This window comes from Mesorhizobium sp. B2-4-15, assembly GCF_006658505.1.
Classification (GTDB): Bacteria; Pseudomonadota; Alphaproteobacteria; order Rhizobiales; family Rhizobiaceae; genus Mesorhizobium.
Genome location: NZ_VFUZ01000014.1, coordinates 50,597 through 75,188, shown reverse-complemented (window position 1 = coordinate 75,188; position 24,592 = coordinate 50,597). Strand labels below are relative to the sequence as shown.

At 64.5% G+C, this 24,592-nt stretch carries 25 protein-coding genes; 8 read left to right on the top strand and 17 right to left on the bottom strand.

Features of this window, described 5'->3' with window-relative positions; translation table 11 throughout:
* Positions 1–104 precede the first annotated feature (104 nt).
* The 4 genes from FJ930_RS17845 (at position 105) to FJ930_RS17820 (ending at position 3,257) form a co-directional block, all read left to right on the top strand.
* Entirely contained in the window at positions 105–854 is a 750-nt protein-coding gene (locus FJ930_RS17845; RefSeq protein ID WP_141839487.1) for a helix-turn-helix transcriptional regulator, read from the top strand.
* A gap of 426 nt (positions 855–1,280) precedes the next feature.
* Entirely contained in the window at positions 1,281–2,339 is a 1,059-nt protein-coding gene (locus FJ930_RS17835) for a SagB/ThcOx family dehydrogenase (RefSeq protein ID WP_246676950.1), read from the top strand.
* A 67-nt stretch (positions 2,340–2,406) separates the two neighbouring features.
* Entirely contained in the window at positions 2,407–2,655 is a 249-nt protein-coding gene (locus FJ930_RS17830) for a hypothetical protein (RefSeq protein ID WP_141839483.1), read from the top strand.
* 221 nt (positions 2,656–2,876) lie between these two features.
* Entirely contained in the window at positions 2,877–3,257 is a 381-nt protein-coding gene (locus FJ930_RS17820; RefSeq protein WP_246676949.1) for a hypothetical protein, read from the top strand.
* Positions 3,258–3,301: 44 nt separating this feature from the next.
* Here the strand turns inward: FJ930_RS17820 and FJ930_RS17815 are convergent, their stop codons facing one another.
* From FJ930_RS17815 to exbB, 3 genes are read right to left on the bottom strand one after another with little or no spacing between them, the layout of a single operon-like run.
* Positions 3,302–4,240: an energy transducer TonB gene (locus FJ930_RS17815; RefSeq protein WP_141839482.1), complete on the bottom strand. Its 939-nt coding sequence runs from the start codon at positions 4,238–4,240 to the stop codon at positions 3,302–3,304.
* Complete coding sequence (gene exbD, locus FJ930_RS17810; RefSeq protein WP_141839480.1) at positions 4,237–4,704, bottom strand: TonB system transport protein ExbD; 468 nt, start codon at positions 4,702–4,704, stop codon at positions 4,237–4,239. Before exbD ends, FJ930_RS17815 begins: the two co-directional genes overlap by 4 nt.
* A 12-nt stretch (positions 4,705–4,716) precedes the next feature.
* Positions 4,717–5,625, bottom strand: coding sequence for a tonB-system energizer ExbB (gene exbB, locus FJ930_RS17805; RefSeq protein WP_141839478.1), 909 nt, complete (start codon positions 5,623–5,625; stop codon positions 4,717–4,719).
* Between the two features lie 235 nt (positions 5,626–5,860).
* On the opposite strand from exbB, the gene FJ930_RS17800 reads away from it, so the two are divergent.
* Positions 5,861–6,547 (top strand): isochorismatase family cysteine hydrolase, encoded by a 687-nt coding sequence (locus FJ930_RS17800; RefSeq protein WP_141839476.1) that lies wholly within the window; start codon positions 5,861–5,863, stop codon positions 6,545–6,547.
* 7 nt (positions 6,548–6,554) lie between these two features.
* On the opposite strand, the gene FJ930_RS17795 is transcribed toward FJ930_RS17800, so the two are convergent.
* Both FJ930_RS17795 and FJ930_RS17790 read right to left on the bottom strand, forming a co-directional pair.
* Positions 6,555–7,496, bottom strand: coding sequence for an LLM class flavin-dependent oxidoreductase (locus FJ930_RS17795; RefSeq protein ID WP_141839475.1), 942 nt, complete (start codon positions 7,494–7,496; stop codon positions 6,555–6,557).
* 131 nt (positions 7,497–7,627) lie between these two features.
* Positions 7,628–7,783, bottom strand: a complete 156-nt coding sequence (locus FJ930_RS17790; RefSeq protein WP_140744994.1) for a hypothetical protein — start codon at positions 7,781–7,783, stop codon at positions 7,628–7,630.
* Between the two features lie 287 nt (positions 7,784–8,070).
* Between FJ930_RS17790 and FJ930_RS17785 the strand changes: the two genes are divergently transcribed.
* The gene (locus tag FJ930_RS17785) at positions 8,071–8,838 is read left to right on the top strand and encodes an SDR family oxidoreductase (protein WP_141839473.1); all 768 of its coding nucleotides are present in this window, start codon (positions 8,071–8,073) and stop codon (positions 8,836–8,838) included.
* Between the two features lie 214 nt (positions 8,839–9,052).
* Here FJ930_RS17785 and FJ930_RS17780 read toward each other — a convergent pair whose 3' ends face one another.
* The 7 genes from FJ930_RS17780 to FJ930_RS17745 all read right to left on the bottom strand — a co-directional run bounded on the left by FJ930_RS17780 (position 9,053) and on the right by FJ930_RS17745 (position 17,057).
* A complete protein-coding gene (locus FJ930_RS17780; RefSeq protein ID WP_141839472.1) occupies positions 9,053–9,997 on the bottom strand; it encodes an ABC transporter permease in 945 nt (314 codons plus the stop codon).
* Positions 9,994–11,049, bottom strand: a complete 1,056-nt coding sequence (locus FJ930_RS17775; RefSeq protein ID WP_141839470.1) for an ABC transporter permease — start codon at positions 11,047–11,049, stop codon at positions 9,994–9,996. The genes FJ930_RS17780 and FJ930_RS17775 overlap by 4 nt, the downstream gene beginning before the upstream one ends.
* A 277-nt stretch (positions 11,050–11,326) precedes the next feature.
* Positions 11,327–12,838, bottom strand: a complete 1,512-nt coding sequence (locus FJ930_RS17765; protein ID WP_141839468.1) for an ABC transporter ATP-binding protein — start codon at positions 12,836–12,838, stop codon at positions 11,327–11,329.
* A 177-nt stretch (positions 12,839–13,015) separates the two neighbouring features.
* Complete coding sequence (locus FJ930_RS17760) at positions 13,016–14,047, bottom strand: BMP family protein (protein ID WP_141839466.1); 1,032 nt, start codon at positions 14,045–14,047, stop codon at positions 13,016–13,018.
* Positions 14,048–14,195: 148 nt separating this feature from the next.
* On the bottom strand, positions 14,196–15,401 hold the full coding sequence (pcaF, locus tag FJ930_RS17755) for a 3-oxoadipyl-CoA thiolase (RefSeq protein ID WP_141839465.1): 1,206 nt from the start codon (positions 15,399–15,401) through the stop codon (positions 14,196–14,198).
* A 1-nt stretch (position 15,402) separates the two neighbouring features.
* A complete protein-coding gene (locus tag FJ930_RS17750) occupies positions 15,403–16,203 on the bottom strand; it encodes a CoA-transferase subunit beta (RefSeq protein ID WP_140744987.1) in 801 nt (266 codons plus the stop codon).
* A complete protein-coding gene (locus tag FJ930_RS17745) occupies positions 16,200–17,057 on the bottom strand; it encodes a CoA transferase subunit A (RefSeq protein WP_141839463.1) in 858 nt (285 codons plus the stop codon). Before FJ930_RS17745 ends, FJ930_RS17750 begins: the two co-directional genes overlap by 4 nt.
* 121 nt (positions 17,058–17,178) lie before the next feature.
* On the opposite strand from FJ930_RS17745, the gene FJ930_RS17740 reads away from it, so the two are divergent.
* On the top strand, positions 17,179–17,949 hold the full coding sequence (locus FJ930_RS17740) for an IclR family transcriptional regulator C-terminal domain-containing protein (protein ID WP_141839461.1): 771 nt from the start codon (positions 17,179–17,181) through the stop codon (positions 17,947–17,949).
* 268 nt (positions 17,950–18,217) lie between these two features.
* On the opposite strand, the gene FJ930_RS17735 is transcribed toward FJ930_RS17740, so the two are convergent.
* From FJ930_RS17735 to FJ930_RS17720, 4 genes are read right to left on the bottom strand one after another with little or no spacing between them, the layout of a single operon-like run.
* Positions 18,218–19,516, bottom strand: coding sequence for an FAD-binding oxidoreductase (locus FJ930_RS17735; RefSeq protein ID WP_141839459.1), 1,299 nt, complete (start codon positions 19,514–19,516; stop codon positions 18,218–18,220).
* Positions 19,517–19,518: 2 nt separating this feature from the next.
* The gene (locus FJ930_RS17730) at positions 19,519–20,898 is read right to left on the bottom strand and encodes a glutamine synthetase family protein (protein WP_141839457.1); all 1,380 of its coding nucleotides are present in this window, start codon (positions 20,896–20,898) and stop codon (positions 19,519–19,521) included.
* A 5-nt stretch (positions 20,899–20,903) separates the two neighbouring features.
* Positions 20,904–21,281 (bottom strand): nucleotide disphospho-sugar-binding domain-containing protein, encoded by a 378-nt coding sequence (locus tag FJ930_RS17725; protein ID WP_246676948.1) that lies wholly within the window; start codon positions 21,279–21,281, stop codon positions 20,904–20,906.
* A gap of 11 nt (positions 21,282–21,292) precedes the next feature.
* The gene (locus FJ930_RS17720; RefSeq protein ID WP_246676947.1) at positions 21,293–21,823 is read right to left on the bottom strand and encodes an FCD domain-containing protein; all 531 of its coding nucleotides are present in this window, start codon (positions 21,821–21,823) and stop codon (positions 21,293–21,295) included.
* Positions 21,824–21,929: 106 nt separating this feature from the next.
* Here FJ930_RS17720 and FJ930_RS17715 point away from each other — a divergent pair, with 106 nt between their 5' ends.
* On the top strand, positions 21,930–22,373 hold the full coding sequence (locus FJ930_RS17715; protein WP_141839455.1) for a GFA family protein: 444 nt from the start codon (positions 21,930–21,932) through the stop codon (positions 22,371–22,373).
* A gap of 102 nt (positions 22,374–22,475) precedes the next feature.
* Here the strand turns inward: FJ930_RS17715 and FJ930_RS17710 are convergent, their stop codons facing one another.
* A complete protein-coding gene (locus FJ930_RS17710; protein ID WP_141839453.1) occupies positions 22,476–24,548 on the bottom strand; it encodes a 3-hydroxyacyl-CoA dehydrogenase NAD-binding domain-containing protein in 2,073 nt (690 codons plus the stop codon).
* Between the last annotated feature and the right edge of the window lie 44 nt (positions 24,549–24,592).

Sequence of the window (24,592 nt, the reverse complement as noted above, 5' to 3'; positions counted from 1 at the left end):
TCAGTTTTTTCTGTGCGTTGTGACTGGGCGTTTCGGCGGGGGCGACCGAAGGCGCTATATGGATTTCGAGTCGAAATGAAGAATTCGCCTGCGAAAGCAAAGACGTGTCCATTCGCGAGAATCTCGCTGCAAATCTCAGACGACTCTGCAAGGACCATGCCTCCGTCAGCGCGGTATGCCGTGAATTGGGGATCAACCGCACGCAGTTCGAACGCTACCTGCAGGGCCAGACTATTCCGAACAAGGCCACGGCCAAGCTGATCTGCGACTATTTCCGCATCCACGAAGCCGAACTGTACCAGGACCCCGGCATGCCCGAGCCTGCGGTTGCCGGCCTGCCACCGATCTCCGAAAGCCTGTTCAACCAGATGATGCGCCCTCCCGCCCCGTCGATCGCGGGTGGCACCTATTTCACCTATTTTTCGATCCCGGCCCGTCCCGACCTCCTGATGCGGTCGGTGACGTTCGTGCGTCGCGAGGCCGAGTTGGTCACATTCCGCAGGGTCACCGGATGGTCGGAGCGCCGTGGCTCGACATGGGCGCGGGCGCGCGGCAACCACTACGGCGTGGCGATCTCGCGCCTGAACTGGATCTACTTCAGCGGCGTCAACCGTCGCCAGACCGGCGAGCCATCGCTGATCTCCGTGCAATGGGCTCCAATCTCGGAACCAGTGCTCGTCGGCAAGGCCATGCTTCTGACCGAGGCCGGCCCGGCATTCGTATCGGTCATCATGCGGCAAGATATGTCCGACATCCGGTCAAGGCATGCGATCCGCAAGGCGCACGTCGTCAGGCTTGACGATCCGGGCATCGATCAGCTCGTGGTCAGCCTGACCCAGGACGGGTTGGGCTAGACTAGGCGGACAAGCGGATGGTTACGCTGAATAAGAACAAGAATATCCCGAAAAAGCGTATGCCCACGATTGCCTACTCGGTATCTGAGTAAAATCGATTTTTTAGACTTTCTTGGAAAGAAAGATATTTTGGATCACGCTAGCTTTACTGTAATTTTAACACACCGTTAACTCTCCGAACTTACCTTTCTTCTCGCGGATCCCGCTATGGGGGATCTTTTAACAGATCCCATTGGGGGGTCGGGAAAGGGACGAAAATGGCCAAGAAAGTAAACAACGCCCCGAAGCTGACGGTTGCCGCAGGCACGCAGACCGTCTTCTTCTCGCAGGGCATGCACTACAACAAGCGCTGAAGTCGTTCGGCGCCGACGGGCTGTCCGCCCTGTCGGCGCCTTGCTTTCAAAAACGGCATTCAGCATCATGAAAATGCGCTCCTCAAAAACACTTGTGTTCTACCCCGGGACCAACAAGGTCACGGCCTGCAATTTCCTGACCCGAAGCGTCTTCGAATGCAGCCCCGCGGTGGTTGGTCTTCTCACATCCTGGGACGAATGGGCCTCTGCCGCGGAGATCGCGCGCGCCCGTGGATGGTCGAAATCCGACCTTGATGCCGTCGTCCCGCAATTGCTGGATTTTTCCGCCCTGGTCACCGCCGGCTCGCCGCTGGCCGAACGGGAGACGCAGTTCTCCGGGCAGTGGAACTGGGGCATCCCGACCGCGCTGATGCATTTCTGCGTCCAGGACAGCGAGTTCATAACCATCGAACAGGCCGAGGCACGGCAGATCGAACGCGCCGGTCATGTCGCCCAGCCCGACCTTCTGCTGAAAAATGCCACGGGCGCCATTCGGCTGCCGAACGCACTGGACGACAACGAACTCCTGACCCTGATGGCGCGTCGCCGCACCAACCGCGCCGCGGCCGCGCCCACCATCACCGCGCGGCAGCTCTCCGACTGCCTGTTCGCGGGCATGGGCATAACCGGCGAAACCAACAACTGCGTCGGCGCCCTGCCTCTGGGCATGACCCCCTCGGGCGGCGCGCGCAATCCCTATGAGGCCTATGTGGTTGTGGTTGGCGTCGAGGGTCTCGAGCCGGGTGTCTATCACTATTCCGCCGCCGATCACGACCTCGGCAGGATCTCGGCCAACCATCTGCCGAAGATCTCGGAACTGGTCGGCGGGCAGGAATGGGCCGATACCATGCCGTGCCTGGTCCTGCTGTGCGCCAGGTTCGACCGCACCATGTGGAAATATGAGGATGCCAACGCCTACCGCGTCGTCCTGATCGAGGCTGGCCATATCGGCCAGAACATGATGCTGGCGGCGACCCAGCATGGTCTGTCGGCGTGTCCCACGGCAGCTCTCAGCCACTCGGCGATCAAGCGCCTTCTCGGCCTCGACCGCCTCACCGACGCGCCCATCTATGCGTTGACCCTCTCGACCCCGGAATCAAGCCGGCATGCGGCGGGTCAGTCCATCAATTAGCCGCCTCGGTATGTCCAGTGTAGCGGGTAATGCGTTCCCTGAGTTCCATCAGATACAGGAGTAGCACGTGGCCAATCAGTCCTTACGTCAGTCAGAGATCGATAGTCTTCAATATATCGCGTCGATGACCAATGAGCTCGTGCAGATGGCCGAAGCAGGCCGTTTCCCCATGATCTCCTATTTGCTTGGCATGGCCTATGCCGAAGCATTCGATGTTCTGCGCGGCGCCCGGCCGGCAAGGCATGCGCAACTCAGCGGCAATCCGATGCATCCAAAGGCGCAGGCAATGGACCACGCTCAGCCGTGGAGAGCGTAGCGGATGCAGCCGTCAGTCCTGTGCGCGCCGGCGGGCTTGCCGCCGAACCGGCGGGGGACACTGTGCGCTGCAAGGCCTGCTCCTGGAAAAAGCCGCCGCCGACCCAGACCGCGACGGCCTGGTCTACTGGTTCGAGCAGGCCGACGCCGAGGCTGCCAACATCGGAGGCCGGCGATCGGATCCGGCAATGATCGCCGCCTTGATCGCTGGCAGCCCGCAAAATGAACATTCATGCGCAGAGATTTGAGGGGAACCCGCAGATGAACATGCTTGCAACCATCCGGACCGTCGACGCCAGGGAAAGCATCTTCGGCCGGCTCCATGCCCTGATCGCAGCCCGGCCGGCATTGCCGGACTCGGCGCGCGTCGAGGCCCGGCAGTTGATTTCCATGGCCATGGCCGACAGCTGGCAGGCCGACAGCCTCTGGGGCGCGGTAGACGCCTTTCATGCCCATTTCGATTTCATGATGCAAACCATCGACATCAAAGGCGCCAACGATGCCAACCTCGGGATCTTGCGCTCGAAATGCCGCTTCTACCTGGAACAGGTTGAAGCGCTGTGCCAGGCGATGAGCCGAGCAACTCCACTCGTCTTGCTTTGAGGCAATTCCGGGCGGAAACCACTGCACGCCTTCCTGGAATTTCTCTAGTCGCGCAAACTGAACACGAAGGGCGCCGTGCGGCTGACGCGCGGGCCCAGTTCCGCCGGCGGCGCCGGCACCGTGGCGCCCCGCAGCACGGCGAGCGCGGCGCGATCGAGCTCAGGATCGCCCGAAGAACGGACCACGCGCGCCGATATCACCTGCCCCGAGGCATCCACCGTGAACGCCACACTTGTATTGCCCTGCGAGCGCCTGGATTTCGCGGCGCCTGGGTAGCGCTTGTGCCGGTTGATCCATGCCGTCAGCCGGGACTCCCACTTGGCCGGACCGGTACCTGAAACCCCGGCTGTCGATTTCGGCGCGGCCGCCTTGGCTGAGGGCTTTGTCTCCGCGCTTGCGGTGGCAACCGTCTTTGCCGGCTCGGCCTGTGCCTTCTTCGGCCGTGGCTTGGGCTTTTCGACCGGCTTATTCGCCTTGGCTTCGACCGGTTTCTTTTCCTTGGGCGCTTCCACGGGCTTTGGCTGCGGCAGCGGAATGACCAAGTCGGGTGCGACGGCCTCGACGATATCCGGGATGATCTCATCCGGCGGTGTCTCATCGACCCGCTCTGCCATCTCGGCCTGGACAGGTTCGGCATCGGCGGGTGGCGTGGCTTCCGACCGCGCGACAACCGGCTCCGCCCTGTCGACCTGCTCCTGGGGATCCGGATCCGTCCTCGGTGTCGGCTCGGCCGGGTCGGATATCGCCGCATCTAGTATCGCGGCTTGTTCGGGCACCGCCGGCGTCATCGCCATCGGCGCCATTTCAATCACCGCGGCCGGCGGCGGCCCGCCGTCCGTCTCGATCGGACTCAAGCTTTGTAGCACATAGGCGACCGCGACATGGGCTCCCAGCACCAGCGCCGCCGCTCCCGCCCACAAGCCGAGATCGCGCCAACCGAAGCGCGACAGCGCCATCGCGGGCGAGGCGGCAGGGCGTGTCATGGCGCGGCCGTTCCAGACGGAGCGTATGCCTGCGCATCGGCCCCGGGCGCCGTCTCCAGACCGACCAGCGCGATCTTCAGATAGCCGGCGCCGCGCAAAAGGTTCATCACCTCCATCAGATCGCCATAGCCGACCGCCTTGTCGGCGCGCAGGAAGATGCGCGTTTGCTTGTCGCCCTTGGTCCTGCCGTCCAGGAACGCGGCGAAGTCCTGGCGTGGCACGCTATCGTTGCCGATCGCCAGGGTGAGATCCTCCTTCAATGTCAGGAACAGTGGCGTCTCAGTCCGCGGCGCGGGCCTGGCGGTCGAGCCCGGCAGATCGACATTGACGTCCACCGTCGCCAGCGGAGCGGCGACCATGAAGATGATCAGCAGCACCAGGATGACATCGATGAAAGGCGTGACGTTGATCTCGTGGCTTTCCTCGAGATCGTCGTCCATGGTCCGGCGGATTCTGCTTCCCATGGCGCCGCTCCGCTACTCCGCCGCCAAGGCCTTTGCCGGCGCCACCGTGCGGAAATCCAGATCACGGCTGACCAGCCGCTCGACTCCCGCCGAGGCGTCGGCGAGGATCTGCCGGTAGCCGGCTATCGAGCGCGCGAACATGTTGTAGATGACGACGGCCGGTATGGCGGCGACGAGCCCCATCGCGGTGGCCAGCAGCGCTTCGGCGATACCCGGCGCGACCACGGCGAGATTGCTGGTCTGCGCCTGCGAGATGCCGATGAAGGCGTTCATGATGCCCCAGACGGTGCCGAACAGGCCGACGAAAGGGGCCGTCGAACCGATCGTTGCCAGCACGCCGGTGCCGCGCGACATGCGCCGCGAGACCGCCGCCTCGATGCGCGAGAGGCGCGAGGTGACCCTTTCCTTCAGACCGTCACCGCCGACCTGATCGAGCGCAGCGGCCGAAAGGGCTGTCTCTTCCTCCGCCGCCCGCACAAGAAGGACGCCAGGGCCGCCGCTGCGGTCCAGCGCGCGGCTCGCCTGCTTCAAGGTGGCGGCATCGCCGATCGCCCGAACGGCGCGGCGGATGCGCAGTTTGCCGCCGAAAATCTCCAGCGATTTGGCCAGCCATATCGTCCAGGTGACAAGGGACGCGAAGGCCAGTCCGCTCATCACCGCCTTCACGATGATGTCGGCGGCCATGAACATGCCCCATGGCGACAGGTCGTGCGGCAGGCTGGGTTCCATCGCCCCCGAAGGTGCGGCAGCCGCCGGCGCGGCGGTTGCTGATGCGGCTGGAGCAGCGGGCACCCCGCCCGAAGGCGTCGCAGGTGCCTCGACCACGGAGGCGGTGCCGGCCGGCTGTTGCTGGGCCGTGGCGTTGCCGCCCGACAGGATCACCGATGCGACCAACGCCGCCAACATACCATGTCTGGACAAAGGTTCTTCCTTGTTCTCACAGCGGCCTTCCGCTCCGTGCAGCGGCAGGCGGATGCCGATTGACTAAGAAACATGACTTTACTAGTCAACATTTAAGATGACTGCAACACTCAACCGGTCATGACGATGTGTGTCCAAGGGCGCCGATCGCGTCATCGGCACCACACACCCGTATCCGCGCCTCGCCGCCCTGGTGGAGAATCGCTAGAGTGACTCGGGCAACAGGGAGCTCCGGATGATCAAGGCAACGCCCTTCGACTACCCCTATGACGGCAGGCTGGTGGCCGAAAACACAGCGCTGGTCGTCATCGACCTGCAGCAGGACTTTCTCTCGACGGCGGGCTACTTCGCCAGAAAGGGATACGACCCCTCGCCGCTGCGGGCCATCCTGCCGGCCGTGAACCGGCTGATCGGCGCGGCCCGCGCCGCCGGCGTCACGGTCATCCACACAAGGCAGGGCTATCGTGCCGACATGGCCGACATGACGTCTTACGAGAAATGGCGCCGCAAGCGCGCCGGTCTGGACGGCACGGACGTCCTTTTGCGCTCGGGCCAGGGTTTCCAGATCGTTCCGGAGATCGATGTCGGGCCGCACGACATCATCGTCGACAAGACCTGCAACAGCGCCTTCACCTATACGGATTTCGAGCTTGTGCTGCGTGCCCGAGGCATCACGCATCTGATGTTTTCCGGCTGCACGACCGATGTCTGCGTCCACACCACGCTGCGCGAAGCCTGCGACCGCAATTTTCAGTGCCTGACGATCTCGGACGCCTGTGCGAGCGGCGACCAGAGAGCCCACGAGGCGGCGCTTCACATGGTGACGGTGGAGGACGGCGTCTTCGGCGTTCTGGCTGATTCAAGAGCCGTCATCGACGGCCTGTCGCGGCTCGGCGACAGGCGCGGGACACTTGGGGATTAAAAAGGCTTCAGCCCGCCGCCCGCGTCTCCAGCCCCATGTGCGGCGCGTAAGCGCCAGGCTGGAATTCGCTGGCTTCGCGGCGTGCCAGCGAGTTGCGGAGCAGGGCGATCGTCTCCCGGCCGACTGTCGCGATCTCACGCGGCGTGTCGACACCGATGATCATGAATTCATCGATGCCGAGCCCGGCATAGGCAAGCAGCGACAGGGCGGCCTGGGCCGGCGGCCCGGAAAGGTCGGCCGCTCGATGACCCGCGAGCGAGCTACCCCAGTGAATCCTGACCGGAAGCGCGAAACGCAGCCTGCCGGCCCGGCCATGTTCGGCGGCGGCCCCGCGCACCCGTTCCATCAGGTGCCGGACCTCCTCGATCGAGCCCGGCGACAGTTCGAAGACATCGGCATGCCGGCCGGCCGCTTTCAGCGCCGTTCCCGATTGCCCGCCCATGCGGATGACATGGTCGACGCCATGAGGTCCCTTGCGCGGCACGTAGCCGCCCTCGATGCTGTAGAAAGCGCCTTCGTGGTCGAAGGGCAGGTCATTCGACCACAGCCGCTTCAGGAGCACCAGATATTCGTCGATGCGCTGCCAGACGACGCCATGCCCAACCGGCCGCGTCTCGGCATCGTCGTCGTTCAACGGCTCGCTGATCATCCTGAGCGCCAGCCGTCCGCCGCTCTCCCTGTCGATCGATGCCAATTGGCGGGCCGCCACCGTCGGTTCGATCACGCCCGCCCAATGGGTCAGCACCACTTCCAGCGACGCCGTGCGATTGAGCACCTGGGCCGCGAGATCCATGTTGGTCAGCAGCCCGGCCGGATCGTCGACGACGATCTTCTGGAAACCACCATCCTCGATCAGCCCGAGCTTGGTCGCGGTCTCGGCAAAGTCGTAGAAGAAAGGAACCGCGGCCTCCGCCGTCTTGCCTGGAACATGCGTGAACGCGATCGGCATTGCCATTTCCTCCATTTCTGGACTCACGGGGATGCGGTGATCGCCGGTCGCGCGAAGGCAGACCGGAATCCGGTTCATCGACTGCGAATGCATGGAAGCGCCGGGCCGCTAAACCCTGGCGATTAAAGCGCTCAGGGAATGAAGCCCAGGACAACGGCCCCGGTGAACACGAACGCAAGGGCAAAGACCACATAGGCGAAGGCACCGGCATAGGCCGGGCGGAAGGTCTGGGCATTGGCCAGCCTCTGGCCGCTACTGTCAGTCTGAGCGTTCTGGATATAGGACATATCGACCTCCGTCTCACCAATTAATCTATAAAACTTGTAGACTTTGTCGAGTGCTATTTTCCGGTATGCTGCAGAATAATTTTCTCACACTCGGCCGAAAATTGGCGACGGTTTGCTTATTTGATAGGTCTGGAAGGCCTCCGACGTGGGATTATCGGCGCCGCAACGCCAGCCTCAATGAACCTATCCCCTGTCCCTGCGGACCCAATTCGCGCATTGGCCGCTCCGCGCATCAGGGATAGCATCGCACAACAAGACATCATCCAACGGGACATGGGAGTTGAAGAATGGGCGCGAGACTGGCCGGTAAGGTCGCCATCGTTTCGGGCGGCGCGACGGGAATGGGCGGAGCGGCTTCGGAGCTGTTCGCCGCCGAGGGCGCCAAGGTGGCGATCATCGACCGCAACGGCGAAGCGGCAGCGACGACGGCGGCGGCGATCCGGGCGCGCGGCCACACCGCCGAGCACTTTATCGCCGACGTTTCCGACGAAGGACAGGTCGAGGCGGCGGTGAAAGGGGCGACGGAAAAGCTCGGCCCGGTCACCGTGCTGTTCAACCATGCCGGCACCATCGTCATCAAGCCGTTCCTGGAGACGACGCTGCAGGAATGGGACTGGCTGCATGCCGTCAATGTCCGCTCGATGTTCCTGATGACGCGCGCCGTGCTGCCCGGCATGATCGCGGCGGGCGGCGGCTCGATCGTCTGCACCTCGTCGATCTCGGCGGTGGCAGCGACGCCGAATGAAGTGCTCTACGACACCACAAAGGGCGCCTGCCACATGTTCGCCCGCGCCATCGCCGTCGAGTTCCGCGACCGCAACATCCGCTGCAACGCGGTCTGTCCCGGCTTCATCCGCACGCCGCACGGCCTGCGCGAGGTCGCCGATCTTGGCAAGCTCGGTGTCGATGTCTCTGACGCAGCCCTTGCGGCGCAACAGGGGCGCATCGGCGAGCCGGAAGAGGTGGCGAAGGCAGCACTTTACCTCGCCAGCGACGAGTCCAGCTTCGTCAACGGAGCGCATCTGTTCGTCGATAACGGCTTTACGGCGATATGATACTTTTCCTCGCCCCCACGGGAGTGGGGGAGAGGTGGCTCGGGCGAAGCCCGAGACGGAGCGGGGGATGCCCTGCGTGAAGCCAGAACCGACTGAGAAGCTGGCGCAAGGCGCGGCCCTGAAAAAGCAACCATTCGACAGTTGGCGCAGCCCCTCTCCGACCGCTTCGCGGCCACCTCTCCCCGTTTTGCGGGGCGAGGAAGCCAAGCCCGCACTACCGCTCCTCCCGCCGAAACGGCTTGAGCAACGCCGAGGGAGCGACAGCATTGCGCGACATGAACGCCATGGCGACGATGGTGAAGATGAAGGGCAGCATCAGGAAAGCTTCGTAGGGGATATGCCCCAGCCCACTTGCCTGCATGCGCAGTTGCAGGGCATCGACGAAGGCGAACAGCAGCGCCGCGCCCGCCGAGCGCCAGGGGTCCCAGCGGCCGAACACGACCAGCGCGATCGCCACCCAGCCGCGCCCGGAGACGACGCCGAAAGTGAAGGCGTTGAACTGCGCCATCGACAGGAAGGCACCAGCCAGGCCCATCAAGGCGCCACCGAGGATGACAGCCTGGAAGCGCGTGGCGATCACGCCGACGCCGGCGGAATCGGCGGCGCGCGGATTCTCGCCGACCATGCGCACGGACAGGCCCCAGGGCGTGCGGTAGAGGATGAAAGCCGCCAGCGGGATGGCCAGGATGGCCATGTAGACCAGCGCGAACTGGTTGAACACGGCCGGCCCGAGAACCGGAATATCGGACAGCACCGGGATCGGCAGCGTCTGAAAACCCTTTATGCTCGGCGGCACCGATTGCTGCCCGAAGATCAACCGGTAGAGAAAATAAGCGAGCCCCGAAGAGAACAGGGTCACGCCGATGCCGCAGACATGCTGGCTGAGGCCGAGCGCCACGGTGAACAGCGCATGCAGCGCGCCCATCAGCATGCCGTTCAGCATTGCCACCAGAACACCCAGCCACAGGCTGCCGCTGAGGCTGGTGGCGGTGAAGCCGGTCATCGCCGAAAGCAGCATGATGCCTTCGATGCCGAGATTGAGCACGCCGGCCCGTTCCGAGAACATTTCACCGAGCGTCGCAAAGGCCAGCGGCGTGGCGATGCGGATGATGGCCGCGAGGAAGCCGACCTGAAAAATCTGTTCCAGCACCACGCTCATTTGGCTGCCCCAACGCGGCGGATGCGGTAGGCGGTGAACAGCAGCGCCACCAGCATGGCGAGCAACGCGGTGCCCTGGATGACATCGCTGAGGAAGGCCGGCACGCCGGTCGCCCGCGACATCGCCTCTGCCCCGGTCATCACGGCGGCCAGAAAAATCGCCGCCGGCACCACGCCCAACGGGTTGAGCCGCGCCAGCATGGCGACCACGATGCCGGAATAGCCGTAACCCGGCGAGATGTCGCTCATCACCTGGAAATGCACGCCGCCGACCTCGCCGACGCCCGCGAGCCCCGCCAATGCGCCGGAGAGCAGCGCCGTCGACAGCAGCACGCGCTGCACATTGATGCCGCCATAGCGGGCGGCCTCCGGGTTTTCGCCGGTGACCCTGATTCTGAACCCCAGCGTCGTGCGCACGATCAGGAACCAGATCAACGGTGCCGCGACCAGCGCCACGACAACGCCGAGATGCAGCCGCGTGCCTTCGATCAGCACCGGGAAATTCGCCGAATCCTCGATCGGCGGCGAGATCGGATAGCCGCTGAAGCTGTCCTTCCACGGCCCCTCGACCAGCGCCATCAGCGCGTAATAGATGACCGAGTTGAGCAGCAGCGAACTGACGACATCGTCGACCTTGAATCTTACCCGCAGCGTCGCCGGGATGAGCGCGACGGCGGCGCCGGCCGCGGCGCCGGCGATCGCCATCAACAGCATCGCGAGTGGACCCGGCATCGGGATGGCGCCGACAAAGCAGCTGGCCACCGCGCCGGCGAGCAACTGCCCTTCGGCCCCGATGTTCCAGAATTTGGCCCGGAAGGCGACGGCCACCGCCAGGCCGGTGAAGATCATCGGCGCGGCGCGCACCAGCGTTTCGGTGATCGCGTAGCTGTCACCGAGCGAGGCCGTGAACATCACGCCATAGGATTCGAGCACGCCGGCCCCGGCCAGCGCGATGAGGCCGCTGCACAGCACAAGCGTGGCGGCGATCGCCAGCAGCGGCAGCGCAAGATTGAACCAGGCGGGCGTCGAGGGGCGGGCTTCCAGGCGAAACATCAAATATGGCCCTCCGAGCTTGCGGTAACGGCCATCGGAGGTTGGCGCCGCCCCTCATCCGCCTGCCGGCACCTTCTCCCCATACAGGGACGGGGAGAAGGAAGCTGACCGCAACGTCGGCTTCTTTTTCTGTAGTGCGGGCGACTGGCGAAACCATCGACGAGAGCGCCCCTCTCCCCGTCCCTGTATGGGGAGAGGATGCCGGCAGGCAGGTGAGGGGCAGCGCTGACGTTGACAAACAGCCTCAAGCGATCACCTAACGAAGCAAACCCATCCACTACGCCTTCCCCTCCGCGCCCGTCATCAACAGGCCAAGCCGGGCGACGGTGGCAGCGCCGCTGTCAAGCGTGCCGACGATGCGGCCCTCATACATCACCGCGATGCGGTCGCAGAGCACCAGCAGTTCCTCCAGATCCTCGCCGATCACGACGATGCCGCAGCCCTTGGCCCGCATGTCGAGGAATTTTTCGTGGATGAAGCGGGCAGCGCCGATGTCGAGGCCGCGCGTCGGCTGCGAGACAACAAGCACTTTCGGATCGAAGGCGAGTTCACGCGCCAGCAGTGCCTTCTGCAGGTTGCCGCCCGACAGCGCCCCGGCGCGCGTCATCGGCCCGGGGCAGCGTATGTCATAAGCCTTGATCTGCGCCTCGGCGAAGGCGCGGATCGCGTCGGGCTTGAGCAGGCCCTTGTTGCTGAACGCTGATGTGCCGATGCGCGGCAGCACCATGGAATCGGCGAGCGGCAGGTTGGTGACCAGGCCGGTTGTCATGCGGTCTTCCGGTATGCGGCCGAGACCGAGCGCCTGCACCTCGCGCGGGGTGAAGCGCGCCACTTGTTTGCCGGCTATGGTCATCCGCCCGGCCTCGGGCGAAATCATACCGGAGATCACTTCCGCCAGCGCCCGCTGGCCATTGCCCGAAACCCCGGCGATGCCGAGGATTTCACCGGCGCGGACGGCAAGCGATACGCCGCGCAGCGCCGTGCCCGAATGCTTCGAGGTGGAGATGCCGTCGAGGGTGAGCACCGGTTCGCCCGGCGTCGATGATCCCCTTGCCGGCGGCACGATCTCATGGCCGCACATCAACTGCGCCATTGCCGCGGACGTCGTGTTGGCCGGATCGTCGACGCGGCCGGCGACGTGGCCATGCCGCAGCACCGTGCAGCGATGGGTGAGCGCCCGCACCTCGTTGAGCTTGTGCGAGATGAAGATGATGCCGAGCCCCTGTGCCGCCATCGAGCGCAGCGCCGAAAACAGCCCGTCGACCTCGCTCGGCGCCAGCACGGCGGTCGGTTCGTCGAGGATCAAAAGCTTGGCGCCGCGAAACAGCGCCTTGACGATTTCCAGCCGCTGCTGCTCGCCAACCGACAGCGCCGAGACCGGTACGTCGGGATCGAGCGTCAGCCCATGCTGCCGGCCGATCTCGGCCAGCCGCGTCAGCCCGCCGGCGCGGTCGATCCGTCCCGACTTGCCGGGAATGCCTATGAGCAGGTTCTCCAGCACCGTCAGCCGTGGCGCGAGGTGAAAATGCTGGTGCACCATGCCGATACCCGCGGCCAGCGCGTCCGCCGAACTGGTGATCCGCGTCGGCCGGCCCTGGATCAGGATTTCCCCGGCATCGGGCGCGTAGGCGCCGAACAGCACATTCATCAGCGTCGTTTTGCCGGCGCCGTTCTCGCCCAGCAGCCCAAGGATTTCGCCCGGCGCGACGCTGAGATCGACAGCCTCGTTCGCCTTCACCGCGCCGAAGCTCTTGGTGATGCCGCGCATTTCGATGAGTGGGGCAGGCAAGGTTTTCTTCCGTTGAAATGGCTTGGCGTGGCTCTTCACCCTCCCCCTTGTGGGGAGGGTCGGCTTGCGATCGCAGCGTAGCGAAGATCGCGAGACGGGGTGGGGGTGCGCCCTACGAGACCCCCACCCCGATCCGCTTCGCGGATCGACCCTCCCCACAAGGGGGAGGGTGAAATATCAATCCGAAACCGGTGTGTTCTCGTCCACATCGACGCGGAAATTGCCTTCCAGGATCTCGGCCTTCTTCTTCTCGACCAGATCCTTGACGTCGGCGGGCAGCGTCTTGTCGAACTTGTGGAAGGGCGCCAGATACGAGCCGCCCTTGGCCATGCGCGAGAAATCGCCATAATCCTGCGCCGTATAGACCCCGGCCTTGACCAGCTTGATCGCCTGCTCGACCGTCGGATACATGTCCCAGACCGGGCCGGTGATGACCGTATCGGGACCGAGGCTCGACTGGTCGGACATGTTGGAGATGGCGAACACCTTCTTCTCCACCGCCGCTTCGATGACGCCGAATCGTTCGGCATAGATGACATCGGCGCCGGCATCGATCTGTGCGACCGCCGCCTCCTTGGCCTTGGGCGGATCGAAGAAGGAGCCGATGAAGGCGACCTTCTTCTTGACGTTCGGATTGACCTCCTTGGCGCCGGCGAAAAAGGCGTTGACCAGCCGGTTCACTTCCGGAATGCCCATCGCCGCGACGGCGCCGACCGTGCCCGACTTCGACATCTTGCCGGCGATCATGCCGGAGAGATAGGCCGGCTCATGGATCCAGTTGTCGAACACACCGAAATTGGGCTCGGCAGGGCCTGCGCCGGAGCCGAACAGGAACGCGGTTTTGGGAAACTGCTTGGCCGTGCGGCGCGATTCGCGCTCGGCGGCGAAGGCATCGCCCAGCACCAGTTCGTATCCGCCTTGCGCATATTCGCGCATGACGCGGCTGAAATCGGCGGTCTGCACCTTCTCCGACCATTTGTATTCGATGCCCAGTTCCTTCTCGGCCTTCTGCAGGGCGACATGGATCTGGTTGTCCCATGGTTCCTCGATGGGCGTGGCGAAGATCGCCGCCACCTTCAGCTTCTTGTCCTTGGCGAAAGCCGCGCCCGGCAGCATCGCCGCTGCCAGACCAAGCGCGCCCAGCTCCAGCACGTTGCGCCGCGAAAAACCCTCGCGTGCCGAATAGGATTTGTTTTTCCGGTTTTCCATTGCAGTCCCCTCTGTCGACAGCCGTGTCGAGCCGGCTGTTCTAAAAATCAGACGGGGAACTATGGAACGGGTCCGGACTATTGTCCACATGGTCAAATTTGACGGACCCGACCCAAGCGCTCTGCTGGCCTGGCCGGAAATGTGCCGATCAGACCCGTTCGAGCGCGATGGCGATGCCCTGGCCGACGCCGATGCACATGGTGGCGAGTGCGTAACGGCCGCCACGCTCACGAAGCTCCAGCGCCGCCGTGCCGGATATGCGGGCGCCCGACATCCCAAGCGGATGGCCGAGCGCGATGGCGCCGCCATTCGGGTTGACGTGCCCGGCATCCTCGGCGATGCCGAGTTGGCGCAGCACGGCGATGCCTTGCGAGGCAAAGGCTTCGTTAAGCTCGATGACATCGAACTGTTGTGGCGTCAGGCCAAGCCGCGCGCATAGTTTCTGCGTCGCCGGTGCCGGGCCGATGCCCATGATGCGCGGCGCGACGCCGGCGGCGGCGCCGCCCAGAATGCGGGCGATCGGCGCCAGGCCATATTTCTTCGCCGCCGCTTCCGAGGCAACGACCAATGCCGCCGCCCCGTCATTGACACCCGACGCGTTGCCGGCCGTCACCGTGCCGCCTTGCCGGAATGGTGTGGGCAATTTGGCCAACGCCTCGATCGTCGTTCCGGCGCGGGGATGCTCGTCCTTCGAGACGACAATCGCATCGCCCTTGCGCTGCGGGATTGTCACCGGCGTGATTTCCCTGGCCAGCCGGCCATTGGCCTGCGCGGCGACGGCCTTGTCCTGGCTGCGCACGGCGAAGGCATCCTGATCCGCGCGCGAGACGGCAAAATCCTCGGCGACGTTCTCGCCCGTCTCGGGCATCGAATCGACGCCATACTGCTTCTTCATCAGCGGATTGACGAAGCGCCAACCGATGGTGGTGTCGTGGATCTCGGCATTGCGCGAGAACGCCGCGTCGGCCTTGGGCATGACGAAGGGCGCGCGGCTCATCGACTCGACGCCGCCGGCGATCATCAACTCCGCCTCGCCGGCCTTGATGGCGCGCGCCGCGATGGTCAGCGCATCCATGCCGGAGCCGCACAGGCGATTGACGGTCGAGCCCGGGATTTCCTTCGGCAGACCGGCCAGCAGCAGCGCCATGCGTGCCACGTTGCGGTTGTCCTCGCCCGCCTGGTTGGCGCAGCCATAGACGAGATCGTCGACCGCTTGCCAATCGATGCCGGTATTGCGCTCGGCCAATGCCTTCAGCGGGATAGCGCCGAGATCGTCGGCACGCACCGAGGACAAGGAACCGCCGAAGCGGCCGATCGGTGTGCGGATGTAGTCACAGATATAGGCCTCGGCCATGTCATGCAGCCTTTGCTTTTCCGGTCCCCTCATGCGCCGCCTTGGTGCGGGCCTGCAGGTCGCGCAATGTATTGAGTTCGAGTTCGCTTGGCGCCGGCGTCTCGTCAAGCGCCTCGGCGAACTTAACCACCCAGCCACAGGTGTCCTGCACCTGCTGGCGAGTGACGCCAGGATGCAGCGACACAACGGTGAACTCCTTGGTCACCGGGTCCGGCTTCCAGATGGCAAGGTCGGTGATCAGCAAGGTCGGCCCAGCGGTGTCGATGCCGAGCCGCTTGCGATGGTCGCCGCCCTCGCCATGGCCGAAGGAGGTGAAGAAGTCGATCTTTTCGACCATGCCGCGCTTGCTCTGCGCCATGGTGATGTAGATCTCCTTCGACGAGGTCGCGATCTCGGGTGCACCGCCGCCGCCGGGAAGCCGGGTCTTGGGGTGGAAATAGTCGCCGATGACGGTGGTGTTGATGTTGCCGAACTTATCGAGTTGGGCAGCCCCGAGGAAACCGATCGAGATGCGGCCACCCTGCAGCCAGTAGCGGAACATTTCCGGCACCGCGACGGTGGTGACCGCGGTTTCGGACAGTTCGCCATCGCCGATCGACAGCGGCAGCACTTGCGGAGCGGTGCCGATCGTGCCGCTCTCATAGATCAGCGTGATGTCGGGTGCATGCGTCAGCCTCGCCACGTTGCAAGCGGCGGAGGGCGCACCGATGCCGACGAAGCAGACATCGTCGTTCTTCAACGCGCGGCTGGCGGCGATCGTCATCATCTCGTTGGGGGTGAAACCCAATGCATTCCCGCTCATGCCGCTTTCCTCAGATGTTCGACGCGGGCCGCGAAATCACCGGCGCTCTTGCCGATGACATTCGCCTGCATCCACGCCTGGAACTTGCCACGGTCAGCGGCGATTTCGTCCCATTCGAGATAGGCGGCATTGTCGCGCGCATAATAGCCATGTGCGTAGGAGGGGTGAGAGCCACCGGGCACGACCGAGATCGCCGTGATCGTCCAGCGCGGCAGCACCGTCAAATTGGGGTGCAGATCGTCGAAATTGTCGACCACTTCCTCCACCGTCACCACGGCCCGCCTGGCCGCCAGCACCGCTTCCTTCTGAATACCGATGATGCCCTCGACCAGCACATTGCCTTTGCGGTCGGCCTTCTGTGCATGGATGAAGGTGACATCGGGCCGGATCGAGGGAACAGCCGCCAGCACCTCGCCAGTGAACGGACAGGTGACCGATTTGATGTTCGGATTGACATCGGCCAGCCCGGCGCCGCGATAGCCGCGAAACACCGCGCAGGGCAGGCCGGCCGCCCCTGCCTCATAGGCGTTGGCCATGCCGGCATGGCTGTGTTCCTCGATCTCGATCGACCTGGGGAAGCCGTTCTCGATCGAATCGCGGGCACGCCGCAGCAGGCCGACGCCGGGGTTGCCGACATAGGAAAAGATGATTTTCTTCGCCATGCCCATGCCGATCATCTGGTCGTAGATCAGGTCCGGCGTCATGCGGATCAGGGTCAGGTCGCGAAACCCCTGGCGGATGGCCTCATGCGCCGCCGCCGTCGGGATCAGATGGGTGAAGCCTTCGAAGGCGACGGAATCACCATTATTGAGGTTCTCGGCCACCGCCTTTTTGAGCGGCAGGAACTTGACCATCGCCAGGGTTCCAATCCAATAAAGTTCGTATTGCGAACATATGTATTGTATGTGATATTTTCTAGGCTGACCTGCACCCCGAGTCAATCCGGGCGACGGTAGCCTTTGGTATGGAGGTCAGATGAACGAAGGGGCTGTTTCCCGTGATCACGTCGGCTCGCTTGAGCGCGGACTCGCCGTCATGGAGATCCTCGCCCGCCACCCTTCGGGCATGACGCTGACCGAAATGGCGGAGGAAGCCGGCCTGACCCGGGCTGGCGCCAGGCGATTCCTGCTGACCTTGGTCGCGACCGGTTATGCCACACAGGCCGGCCGTGTGTTTTCGCTGTCGCCACGTCTGCTGACCGTCGCCCGCACATGGCTCGGCGGCGCCTCGCTGTGGAGCTTCGCGGCCCCCATCATGCGCGCGGTGGCGGCGCAGTTGAACGAGGCCTGTTCGGCGGCGATCCTCTCGGGCGAGGATGTCGTCTACGTCGCCCGTATTCCTGGCCGCCGCATCCTCAGCGTCTCGCTGGATGTCGGCACCAGGCTGCCGGCCTATTGCACCTCGATGGGCCGCATGCTGCTCGCCGGGCTGACGCCTGAAGAATTGGACACCTTTCTCAGCCGCGCGTCGATCGAGAGAAGAACGGCCAAGACGATCACCGACAGGCCCCTGCTGGCGAAGGCTATCGGCCAAGCGAGGAAGGACGGCTTCGCCATCGTCGACGAGGAGCTGGAACTCGGCCTGCGCTCCATCGCCGTGCCGATCCGCGACCGCTCGGGAAACACGGTCGCGGCCATCAATGTGTCGACGCAGTCGGCGCGGTTCTCGGTTGCCGAGATGGAACGGGAAATCCTGCCCGCGCTGCTTGGGGCCAGGCAGCGCATCGAGGATTTCTTTGTCGTCTAAAGGCTTCCGCGGATCGGCATTTCAATGGTGCGGAATGCCAATCTTCGATGTCGGCGCCGCCCCTCATTGCCCTGCCGGGCATTTCTCCCCGTAGAACGGGGAGAAAGTAGCTGGCCGCAACGCCAGCGATTGGCGAAATCATAGGGACAGCGCCCCTCTCCCCGTCCCTATACGGGGAGAGGATACCGGCAGGCAGGTGAGGGGCGGCGCCAACATCGATAATTGATGGCGCCTGAACGGTTTCACGACGCGAAACTAACGCAACCCTTCAATGCTTGATTCTATCCCGCATCGCGTACCACAACATCCCCAGAACATAGAGCGGGCCGCGCAGCGCCGTGCCGCCCGGGAACGGCATCGGCGTGAGCGCCGAAAACAGGTCGAGCCGCGAGGCGTCGCCGGTGATCGCTTCGGCCAAGAGCTTGCCCGACAGCGTCGACAGGATGACGCCCTTGCCGGAATAGCCATGGGCGAAATAGACCTCGCCATAGTGACCGACATGCGGCAGGCGCGACGTCGTCACCGACACCAGCCCGCCCCAGGCATGATCGATGCGGCAGCCCTTGAGCTGCGGAAAGGTGCCTTCCATGTGCGGCCGCACGAAGCCGGCAATGTCGGCCGGCGGTGACGGCGTGTAGCGCTCGCCGCCGCCGAACAGCAGGCGGCCGTCCGCCGACATGCGGTAATAGTTGACGACGAAGCGCGTGTCGGACACCGCGACATTGGCCGGGATGACGTTGCGCTTGCCTTCCAGCGGCTCGGTGGCGACGATGTAGTTTCCGACAGGCATGATACGGCTGTTGACGCGCGGCTCCAGTCCGTGGAGCAAGGCGTCGCCCGCCAGCACGACATGTCTTGCGCGTACCGATCCCTTTGCTGTCGAGACCCGTATGGAAGGCTCGCGCTCCAGCCGCGTGGCCACCGAATTCTCGTGGATGGTGACACCGGCTGCGACCGCCGCGCGGGCGAGGCCCAACGTGTAGTTCAGCGGATGCATGTGCCCGCCAAGCGGCTCGTACATCGCGCCATGATAGGGCGTGTCGACCTTGGCCCGGGCTTCCGCTGCCGACAATATCTCGACGTCGCGGAATTTCATTACGCTTTCGAGGCAGCTGGCCTCCTCCTCCAGGTCCCTGAGGTCGGAGCCGTTGACCGCGCCGACCAGATGACCGGTCAGCCTCAGGTCGCAATCGATGGCGTGGCGCTCGATGATGTCGAGCACCAGCCCGCGCGCCTCGAAAGCGAGGTCGAACAGCACCTTCGCCCGCTCGGGCCCGTAGAGCTTGACCAGGCCCTTGGCGCCCTTGCGCAAACCGGGGATCATCTGGCCGCCATTGCGTCCCGACGCCCCCCAGCCGATCTTGCCGCCTTCGAGCAGCACCACCTTCAGGCTGCGCTCGGCGGCGTGCAGGGCGGCGGACAGGCCCGTGCAGCCACCGCCAACGACCACCAGGTCGGCGTCGACATCGCCCACGAGCGGCGAATGGTCCGGCGCCGGATTGGCGGTGGCGACATAGTAGGATTTGCCGATATCGAGGCCCGAATTGAAACCCGTCGAAGATGCCATGGTCACACCTTCAACAGCAGGTGGTCGCGTTCCCAGCTCGTCACCACGCTCTGGAACAGGTCGAGCTCGACGCTCTTGACGCGCAGATAGGTCTGAAAGAAATCCTCGCCGAGCAGCGCCCGCACCGGCTCGCAAGCGGTGAAGCGGTCGAGCGCCTCCTCCATCGTCTTCGGCAGCGTGCTTTTGATCTTGTACGCATTGCCCGACGCCTCGGCCGAGCGCGCCAGTTTCTGTTCGACGCCGAGATAGCCGGCGAGCAGCGAACCGGCGATCGCCAGATAGGGATTACAATCCGCGCCCGGCAGGCGATTCTCGACTCGCCGCGCGGCACGGCCACCGGCGGGCACGCGCAGGCCGCAGGAGCGATTGTCATGCGACCACTCGATGTTGGCCGGCGCGCTATGGTTCGGCCGGATGCGACGATACGAATTCACGTTCGGCGCGAACAGCGGCATGATTTCGGGGACATACTTCTGCAACCCGCCGATGAAGTGTCCGAACATTCCGGTGTCGGCGTCATCGGTGCCGGCGAACAGCGCGTTGCCAGCCTCGTCGACGATGGACATGTGCAGGTGCATCGAGCTTCCCGCCTGCGCCGCGATCGGCTTGGCCATGAAGGTGGCGTGCATGCCGCATTGCTGTGCCGCCTGGCGCGTCAATCGCTTGAACAGCAGCACCTGGTCGGCCAGCGGCAGCGCGTCGCCATGCAGCAGGTTGATCTCCAGCTGCGCCGTGCCCGATTCATGGATCAGCGTGTCGAGCGGCAGCCCGGCGGCCGCGGCATGATCATAGACGCGCCGGATCACCGGCTCGAACTCCTCGAGCGCCGCCATGTCATAGGGGTGCTGCACGCCCTCGGCGCGGCCATTGGCGCCGACCGGCGCGGTCAGCGGTCTGTCCGGATCGGGATTGGGCGCGGTGAGGTAGAATTCAAGCTCCGGCGCCACGACGGCCCGCCAGCCGCGCTGCCGGTAGAGATCGAGCACGGCCCTGAGCACATGGCGCGGCGAGGCCATCCATGGCCTGCCATCCATGTGGAAGGCATCGGCAAAGACATAGGCCTTGCCAGGCCCGGCGCCGGGCGCCAGGCACAGCGTCGAGACATCGGGCACCATGCGCATGTCCGGGTCCGAATAGGCGAAACCCTCGTCGATCGAGCCGGAATAGCGGCCGTCGATGCTGACCAGGAAGGCGCTGCTCGGCAGATAGAGCGCGCGGTCTTCCAGCGCCTTCAGGAATTTCGCCGTCGGCAGCGCCTTGCCGCGCAGCACACCGTTCATGTCGGGCACCAGGCATTCGACTTCATTGATGCCGTGCTGCGCCAGCCAGGCCCTGGGGTCGTTGCCGCTGGAGAGCGAGGTGTCGGTGTTCTTATCAAGCATTTCGTTTAATTCCGTATCAGAGAGAGTATGGCTTGCGCGGCCACGTCCGTTCCGGGTTCCAGCGCCATCCGGGCTGCATTGTCCCTCAGGCGGGCGCGCATGGCATCGTCGGCCAGCAGGCCGAGAATGGCTCTCTCCAATACTCCTTCTGTCCAGCCGTCACGGCCGATATGGTCGCCGACGCCGGTCTCTCCGGCGCGCTGCGCATTGTCGTGGCCGTCCCAGCAATAGGGTATGATCAGCGACGGCGCGCCGAAGCGCAGCGCCTCGCAAAAGCGCGCGCCCCGCGCGCGTAACGACTGCGCAATGCCGACGCAATTCAACGCCGCGCCGAAACTGGATTCGGGAAACAGCGCGATGGTCGGGCTGGCTTTACGCGTCAATTATTTCCTCTTCAATCGGGCCGGCTGATCATGCCAAACAGCGCGGGGGCGCCGCGGCTGGCCGCTTGCGGTCGCTGGCTGCGGGAGAGCCGCAGGTGGATACGAAGCAGATCGGCAGCCACCTCATACTGCCGGTTTTCGAGATGGTCGAGTATGTTCAGGTGTTCGCGCAAAGATTGCTTCAGGCGGAACACATTGACCCCGGGACAAATGCCCGGCAACCGGCGCAACCTTAGAGGATCCGACAGCGCATCGGTGAGGAAACGATTGGCACAGCCCTCGGCGATCATGCCGTTAAAATCGATGTCCAGTCGCTGGAATTGGCGCGCGTCGAACGCGGCGTCCGGCAACGCGGCCAGCGCCTCCACACCCTGGCGCAACGCCACGGCCCGCGTCCCGCCCAGCCGGAAGCCGGGCGTCAGGATCGCCGCCGGCTCGATGAGCAGGCGGAACTCATAGCTTATGCCTCCGGATCGTCTGGTGGCATCCCTTCCCGACAGCTGCCCCTGCGAGACCGGCGGCCGCAAGCACGTCCAGGCCACACCGGTTTTTCCTTTCTAAGGGCTGGCAGGAGGAACCTCGGCCCACGCGGATGGTTGTTCCGTTGGTCGACACGGGGGCTGGCGGTCTTACAATCGGAGCGACGAGATGGACGGCAGGATTGAAACCGGCGCCTGTTTTTGCGGGGCAATTGCCGCCGAGATGCAAGGCGAGCCGTTCTGGGTCTGCTCCGACCATGACGACGACTGCCGCCGGGCAATCGGCGGCCCATTGACCGTCTGGGTCGGCTACCGCCCGCATCAGGTGCGGCTGACCCGTGGCCGGCCGAAGGAATTCTCCAAGACCAAGGGCATTGTGCGAACATTCTGCGGAGATTGCGGCTCCTCGATCGCCTATCGCGACGAAGGGCTGAGCGACGAAGTCTACGTCACGATAGGCTTTTTCGACCATCCGGAGCGGTTCAGTCCGCAAGCGCACGCCTATTGGCGCCTGAGACTGCCTTGGGTGGAATTCTCGGACGACCTGCCGCGTATCGATACCTATTCGCGGCCACGCGATCCCGCGTTCGGAAATCCTGCCGACCGTAAATAAGTCTCCTTTTACGCCTGGATCGCCTCGATCAAAGCGCGCGAGACGGAAACAATAGGCCGTCGCGGAGAGCGAGGCGGCGATGCAAAATAGCTGGCGACGAACTCAGCCCGCCGCGCCGCCGTCCCAGGAGCCGGTTTCGGCCATTCGCTTCAGCAGCGGCGCAGGCTTGAAAACTGGCCTGCCGGTCCGCTGGTGCCAGTACTCAAGCCTTTCGACGATCCGCGCCGGCCCTTCAAGCCCGGCCCAGAACATCGGGCCGCCCTTGCCGACGGGAAAGCCGTAGCCGTTGACCCAGACGACATCGATGTCGGACGCACGGGCAGCGATCCCTTCCTCCAGAATCTTCGCGCCCTCGTTGACCAGGGGATAGAGCGTGCGCTCGATGATTTCCTCGGCGCCGATCGCGCGCGGCGCGATGCCTCGCTCGGCCGCCTTGCCTCGGATCAACGCTTCCACTTCGGGATCAGCAACGCCCGCCCGTGCGCCCGCCTCGTAGAGGTAGAAGCCACGGCCGGTCTTCTGGCCGAAACGGCCCTGTTCGCACAGCGTGTCGGCGATCACGGCCGTCTGGCCGCGGGCCTTGCGGTTGCGCCAGCCAATGTCGAGGCCAGCGAGATCGCCCATCTGGAACGGCCCCATGGGCCAGCCGAAATCGGTGAAGGCCTTGTCGATCTGGCTGGGCGTCGCGCCCTCCAGCAGCAGCGCTTCGGATTCCGAGCCACGCGCGGCCAGCATGCGGTTGCCGACGAAACCATGGCAGACGCCGACGACGACAGCCACCTTGCCGATCCGCCGTGCCAGATCGACGACCGTCGTTAGCGCATCTGGCGCGGTCTTTTCCGCCCGCACGATTTCCAGCAGCTTCATGACATTGGCTGGCGAAAAGAAATGCAGGCCGAGCACATCTTGCGGGCGAGAGGTCGACGCGGCGATTTCGTTGATGTCGAGATAGGAGGTGTTGGTGGCGAGAATCGCGCCCGCCTTGGCCACAGCGTCGAGCTTGCCGAAGATTTCTTTCTTGACCGCCATGTCTTCGAACGCCGCCTCGATGATCAGGTCGCAATCGGCAAGATCGGCGTAGTCGGTGGAGCCCTTGAACTGGGTGAGGCGCTGCCGCTTGGCCTCTTCACTCAGCGAACCACGCGAGACGGAGACGGTGTAATTTTTCTCGATCGTGCCCAGCCCGCGCTGCAAGGCTTCATGACTGGCTTCCAGCAAGGTGACGGGAAAGCCGCCATTGGCGAAGGCCATGGCGATGCCGCCGCCCATCGTGCCGGCGCCGATGACACCGACGCGGGCAATCCTGCGCTTGACGATATCCTTGCCCGGAAGCTTTGCCGCCTCGCGTTCGGCGAAGAACAGATGGCGCTGCGCCCGCGACTGGTCGCTGGCGACCAGCTTCACGAACAGTGCCCGCTCCGCCGCAAGCGCTTCGTCGAAGGGCAGCGTGACGGCGTTGCGCACCGCCTCCGCGCAGGCGATCGGCGCTTCCAGTCCCCGCGCCTTCCCGGCAAGGTTCGCCGCCTCGGTATCGAACGTCGCCAGGTCGGTCTCCCTCAGCAGGTCGTCGCGATCGCGCACCGACGTGAAGGGACCACCCTTGCGTGCGATCTCCCGGGCGAAATTCACCGCGTGCGTGGTCAGATCGCCTTCGAAGACGGCATCAACCAGCCCTGCAGCGTGCGCTTCATCAGCTCCGATCGGCGTGCCTGAAACGACCATCTTCAGAGCCTTCAATGCCCCGACCAGCCGTGGCAGCCGCACCGTGCCGCCGCCGCCCGGCAGCAGGCCGAGCTTCACTTCGGGAAGGCCAAGCTTGGACCCGGCATCGGCGACACGGAAATGGCAGCCGAGCGCGAGTTCCAGCCCACCGCCGAGCGCGGTGCCGTGAACGGCGGCGACCGTCGGCTTGGTAATGGTTTCCAGCAGGGCCACGATGGCGCGCAGGTCAGGCTGCTGCACCGGCTTGCCGAATTCGGTAATGTCGGCCCCGGCTACAAAGGTCCGCCCGGCGCAGGCGAGCACGATCGCGGCAACCGAAGCGTCGTCGCGCAAGGCAACCAACGCCTGCATCAGCGGCTCTCGGACATGAAAACTAAGCGCGTTGACCGGCGGGTTGTCGATGATGATGATGGCGACATCGCCGTCGCGGCTGACCTTCAGGGAATCGGACACGCAAAAACCTCCCAGCAACGGTGAGCGGCTGGCCGCCGCTTGAA